This is a genomic window from Gelidibacter salicanalis, assembly GCF_016469035.1.
Taxonomy (GTDB): domain Bacteria; phylum Bacteroidota; class Bacteroidia; order Flavobacteriales; family Flavobacteriaceae; genus Gelidibacter; species Gelidibacter salicanalis_A.
This window is the reverse complement of the sequence record NZ_JAEHJZ010000043.1, coordinates 1-4,944: the sequence shown is the minus strand read 5'-3', so window position 1 is coordinate 4,944 and position 4,944 is coordinate 1. Positions and strand designations below refer to the sequence as shown.

4 protein-coding genes are annotated in these 4,944 nt (G+C 36.6%); 2 read left to right on the top strand and 2 right to left on the bottom strand.

Going from position 1 to position 4,944, the window contains the following annotated elements; translation table 11 throughout:
• Positions 1 to 762, top strand: a 762-nt coding sequence (locus tag JEM65_RS16860) for a tyrosine-type recombinase/integrase (protein WP_233530707.1), incomplete at its 5' end; no start/stop codon positions are given.
• A complete protein-coding gene (locus JEM65_RS16855; protein ID WP_199602150.1) occupies positions 762 to 1,922 on the top strand; it encodes an IS91 family transposase in 1,161 nt (386 codons plus the stop codon). The genes JEM65_RS16860 and JEM65_RS16855, both read left to right, overlap by 1 nt.
• 390 nt (positions 1,923 to 2,312) lie before the next feature.
• Here the strand turns inward: JEM65_RS16855 and JEM65_RS16850 are convergent, their stop codons facing one another.
• Positions 2,313 to 4,157: an HsdM family class I SAM-dependent methyltransferase gene (locus JEM65_RS16850; RefSeq protein ID WP_199602148.1), complete on the bottom strand. Its 1,845-nt coding sequence runs from the start codon at positions 4,155 to 4,157 to the stop codon at positions 2,313 to 2,315.
• Positions 4,158 to 4,161: 4 nt separating this feature from the next.
• Positions 4,162 to 4,725, bottom strand: a complete 564-nt coding sequence (locus tag JEM65_RS16845) for a hypothetical protein (RefSeq protein ID WP_199602141.1) — start codon at positions 4,723 to 4,725, stop codon at positions 4,162 to 4,164.
• Between the last annotated feature and the right edge of the window lie 219 nt (positions 4,726 to 4,944).

The window sequence follows — 4,944 nt, the reverse complement described above, 5'->3', positions numbered from 1 at the left end:
GCACATCTTGCCCTGCATTATAAACAGAGCCCAGAAACGCTTTCGGTGGAAAACATTCAGTCTTACCTTTATTACTGCCAAAAACTCCACAAAACCCCATCTGAAAGTTTCTTTAAACACACCATTTTTGGACTCAGGGCCGCCTACAAAGTCATGGGCATGGAGGCCAAGCGGGTAGCTTTGCCCCAGATCAAACGGGATTTGAAATTGCCGATTGTTCTGAGTCAAGAAGAAGTGAAGCGCCTTTTAAAAGCGCCCAAGTATCTTAAGCACCGTTTGATCATCGGGATGCTCTATGGCTGTGGACTTCGCAGCTACGAACTGTGCAACCTCAAACTGGCAGACATCGATTTTGATCGCAGAACGGTCTTTATCCCCAAGAAAAAAGGGAAGATCGACCGCTATGTCCCTTTAAGTAAATATCTGGTCAGAGGACTAAAGAAGTATATCAGAACGGAAAATCCTCAAGGCTATCTTTTCAACAGTCAGGTCACCAAAGATGGAGTAGCTCGGGGGTTGACCACCAATGGGATCCGATGGGTCATCAAGGAAAACCGCTGTAAAATAGGCAGTTCCAAAAAGATAACCGCCCATACCTTGAGGCACACCTTCGCGACACATTTGCTGGAATATGGTGTTGACATTGTCAGCCTAAAAGAACTTTTGGGCCATGCGCATATCGAGATGACCCTGACCTATCTGCATGTGGCCAATCTGCCCAGTGGATCGAAGTTTTCTCCTTTGGATAAGCTCTACGATTAATGCGCCCCAAACATACGGTGGCTGATATTTTAGAAATGGAGCAGCTACAGCTCAGAAATTTGAGCCTGACCTCTTGGCATTACCGAGCCCTGCAGGCCATAAGAAGGTGCCGAACCAAAGCTATGGGCGGACATATTGATAAATGCGATTGTTGCCACGCGTTGCACATCAGTTACAATCCCGATAGCTATCGGGACAGGAACAGGCATTGCCCGACCTGTCAAGGACACAAACGCGAAGAGTGGATCAGGGCAAGGGAAGGCGAACTCTTGAACGTTCCCTATTTTCATGTGGTCTTTACACTTCCCGATACACTAAACCCTGTGGCACTGCGACACCCCAAAGAGCTTTACAGGGTGTTGTTTGATAGCGTCTGGGAAACACTATGTGCCTTTGGCAACAATCCCAAACATCTGGGTGCAAGACTGGGCATGATCGCGGTGCTGCATACGTGGGGACAGAACCTGCAATTGCACCCACATCTGCACTGCATCGTTCCCAAGGGAGGCGTCTCAAAAGCGGGATTTTGGAAAAAGGGAACGGGAAAGGATGATTTTCTGTTCTCGGTAGAAGCGATGAGCGGTAAATACAGAGGGCGTTTTGTGTCAAAATTACGAAAGGCACTTCCCCATTTGCCACAAAGTCTATATGATGATTTGTTCAAGCATAATTGGGTGGTCTATTCCAAACCTCCCTTTGGCAGACCAGAGCATGTCATTGAATATTTGGGAAGGTACACACATAAGATAGCCATCAGCAACCATCGCATCCTGGCAATCGATAAAGAGAACGGGACGGTTACATTCAGTCTAAAGGTGTACAGGAAAGGCGGGAAGAAAACAACGATGGCACTGGACACAAAAGAGTTTATACGGCGTTTTCAGCTCCATATCCTGCCCAAGGGATTTACACGTATTCGACATTATGGATTTTTGGGCAGTAGTTGGAAAAAAGACAAATTACCACTTTTACAGCTTCAGTTGGCAGACATGGGCCTCACACAAATAGAGCCTCTTATCGCAGAAGAAAAGTCATTGCACCACTGTTGTCCAAGTTGTAAAAAGAAGACCCTGGTCACCTTATTGTCTTTTGGCAGTCGCGGTCCACCAAAGAATCATGAACAAATCATAGACCGTAAACCGCTGAAGTACAATGCTTAAAATGGCCCAAAAAGAGCCCTGGCTACTGGTGTCCAAAACGAAGAAAAAAGACAAAAAACAGATGATCTCTACAGCCAACAACGGAAATCACTGCGGAAAAAACTTTTCTGGGCAGCATTCTAAAATCAAGAGTGCCATAAAGTGCAGTAAAACATCGTTCTAATTCTCCATGGCCCACTGCAAACTTCTCGAATTCCCCCTTATTTACAAATCCCGGATCAGTCAACATAGCATATAGCGCTGGCCTATCGGCGCGCCATATGCTTAGTTATTACCTGCTGGCTTTTTCCGCAAACTTGCTAGCGTTGGCGAAGTCATACTCTTTTACAGTTTTGATGGTGCGCTGGCTGTTGCGACTGTAAATGTGTATGGCTTTTAGCGTTGGCTTTTTCATTCAGTAATTGTAATGTCATATTTTTTCTCAAAGAACTTATCTAATTCAACTTTACTATTCTCATTTATTACAAAGTCTAATTCCGATTTATTTAAATCGCATACACCGAAATTTTTAATATAATTACCATTGAATGAATAATATTCAGAAGTGTAGGGCTTACTTGTTGTTTTAACATAATACCAAAAAAGTTTTGATTCCATTATTTTTCTAGCCAGAACCATTTCTTCATTAGTATGCCCAATTACAGCTTGCCCATTATAAAAAAGTAAGTTTTCATCAGATTCCATCAAAAAACTTGGTATTCTATCTGACATTTTTGGGAAGAATAATTTATTTTCAATCTTCTCTAATGATTGAGTTCTCCCAAATGCAAACCATTTTTCATAGTTTCCTTTCCCTTTGTCTCGACCTGCTAAAATTTTCTTTTTCTTTTTCAGATACTGATAGGCTCTTGGATACATTTTTATAACAAAATCCTCATCAAGTAAATTTGGCTTGGTTTCGTTGTCATAAGGAAATATTACTTTTTCCTTTAAATTATCTAGACCTACAGTTCTACTTAGTTTATTAGCATTGATGATATCTCTACAAATACCTTTCTCTATTTGAAACAAACTTCCATTTTGCAAATAATAATAGTCATCGTCTTCCCTTATAGGATTAAATATGAATATGTCATTTTTAAGAGTAGCTATTCCGTGTCTGGTTTTAAATAAATTCCCAAATGGAATGCCTGTTGCCTCTATTTTAGATATTGTTTCAAAGTCATTTAAATTCCAACCACTTTTTGAATTAAGTCCTGAATAAGGAATTTTGCTAAATTCTTTTTCTTTTTTCGGAAGTAATTTGCTTTCTCTCTTGCAATATTTTATATAATTTTTAGTCTTGTTTTCAATGATACAAATGCAAGTATATGTGTTCTTGGACTTGAATACTTGCTCTGTGCCAAAGTCAATTATTTTAAAGCCTAAACTTTTAGTTTTAAAGTATTCTCTAAGATTTCTACCATTTAGACTTTTATAAAAACTATTCATAGTAATTAATCCAAGTACTCCGTTTTGATTTAAGTTCTCTATGCCTAATTGAAAAAAGGGAATATATAAATCAGCATTGCCCGAATTACTAACTTTAAACTTTTGAATTTTATTAATTGTTTCTTTAGTCATATTTTTTGCACAGACATATGGAGGATTTCCTAATATCATATCAAATCCAGAAAAATCTTTTGATTGATTTTTCCAATCAAATGTTAATGCATCATCAGTAAACAGATTAAATGAAAATTCTGCATCTTCTTTTTCAGATATTGCTAATACTGATAGAAGTATTTTTGTTCTGGTAGTTGAATAGTTTTGAATGTCTAGCCCAAAGATGTTTTTTGCAAATATTGATTTATAGGGCAACTTCGTAACTTTTTTTAATTTCTTGGATGCAGTAAGTAAAAATCCTCCACAACCACAAGAAATATCGGCAATTTTTATATGATTATAATTGCTCTTCAAAGCATAAAAAGCACGATTTGTAATGTATTCTCTGATATATTTTGGCGTGTAAATAGCACCATTTATTATTCTGTCTGATGGGGAAATGACAAACTCGAACAATTCAATTAGCGCTTCCAAATCGAACTTTGGAATTTCGGACTTAATAACTAAAATAAAATCCTTTAGTTTTTCAGATTCATCAATGTTATCACTTGTAATTATTAATGATTTTATGAATGAATTTTTAACCACCTTTATATGGTTCGTTTTTAAAAATGCGGAAACAATAAGCCTGTCCACTTCTAATGGAGTAGTGGAGTAGGATTTTAAATATTTAAAAACTTGTTGTTTCACTTGATTATTGATTTACTTTTAAATACTGTAAATAATTGATAAATTCTTCTGCAAGCTCACTATGCACTATCCTCAAATCATTTTTTATTTTAGCATTTTTTGGATTTGCGATTTCTTTTTGAAGCTTAATAAGCTTATCGTTTATTTCGTCTAATTTCCAAATCAGGCTATATCTTGAAAGACCTAGATTGAGTTTGGAATGCATATATTTTGCTTGTGCCGAACTATTTTTAGGTAAAATTGTTCCATTTCTTGCTCTATCAAAATGGTCGTTAAAATCAATATTACAAGGGTCTAAATAATCTCCTTCATCATCAGATTTTAAAATGTTGACATAAGAACAACAATAGACAAGATTAGAATATTCGGTAGCTAATTCTGGGTTTTTAGAAAATGGCTTAAAATGGTCTATATGAAAATTATTTTTACCACCAAACCAAAAATCAGGACAATCAGTATAACCACATCGATTATTAAAATCTTCTGCTAAATACTTTTTATAACTTCTATAACTCTTATATACCTTTTTAAACGTTCTCGCTGGACTTGTTTGTCTGAATTTATTCATCCTCATCTATCTTTTTTAATAGCTCATCCACTTTATTTAAGATGCTATCGAGTCTATTAGAATTTGATAATGTTTTAAATTCCCTTGGTATTGAATTTTCAGCATCAATTGATTTTTCTATAAAATCGTCAAGAATAATTATTCTATTTTCAACTTCAATATCTGCTTCGCCAGCTTCTCTAATTTTAACTAAATCTGTTTAGTACATGACAAAAACAT

Coding starts and splice junctions, on each gene's coding strand:
- JEM65_RS16845 (WP_199602141.1), bottom strand. CDS start 4,725: ATGAATAAATTCAGACAAACAAGTCCAGCGAGAACGTTTAAAAAGGTA.
- JEM65_RS16855 (WP_199602150.1), top strand. CDS start 762: ATGCGCCCCAAACATACGGTGGCTGATATTTTAGAAATGGAGCAGCTA.